Annotated in this window: 1 pseudogene; it reads left to right on the forward strand. The window is 72.0% G+C overall.

The annotated features are described in order from the left end of the window. Positions 1-132 precede the first annotated feature (132 nt). A pseudogene (locus VR44_RS40885) lies at positions 133-596 on the forward strand (hypothetical protein); the annotation flags it as partial.

The raw sequence follows: 596 nt of genomic DNA on the forward strand, positions 1-596 counted from the left end.
CCCCACGGGGAAGATCCTCAGAGCCGAACTGGCCGGATTCTTCCGGTAGACCGCCGCGACCGGTCTGGGTGGGAGGGCCGGGACACCCGCTACGAGAAGATGTAAGACCCACGCACTCAGGAGGCAACACCCGTGGAAAAGACCGCCGCCCGCCCCGTCTTCCGGACCCGACGGGACCAGCTCAAGAACGGTGGCCGGGCATCGCTCATCGGCACCGCCTTCGGCGTGATGTGGTTCGCCCTGGGACAGCCCGTCGTCCACGGGGCCGCCCGCCCGTTCGTCCTCGCCGCCTGGGCCGTCCTGTTCGCCGCGAGCGCCGCCACGGTCGTGCGCCTCTTCCTCCTGGCCCGGAGCACCCCCGCGAGCGTGAAGGGCACGCCCCCGGCCGCGGGCGGCGGCGGCCCGAAGTTCCTCACCGTGCTGCTGATCGAGGTGGTCGCCCTCGGCGCGGGCAACAACTACATACGCACCACCCTCGACCGTCCCGAGATGATGCTCACCTGGTCGGCCCTGGTCGTCGGCGCGCACTTCTTCCCGCTGGCCCGGACCCTGCGCGCCCCGATGCTGCGCTGGGTGGGCGCCGCGATGCTGGCGAC

It is taken from the genome of Streptomyces katrae (assembly GCF_000966975.1).
In the GTDB taxonomy this organism is placed as follows: domain Bacteria; phylum Actinomycetota; class Actinomycetes; order Streptomycetales; family Streptomycetaceae; genus Streptomyces; species Streptomyces katrae.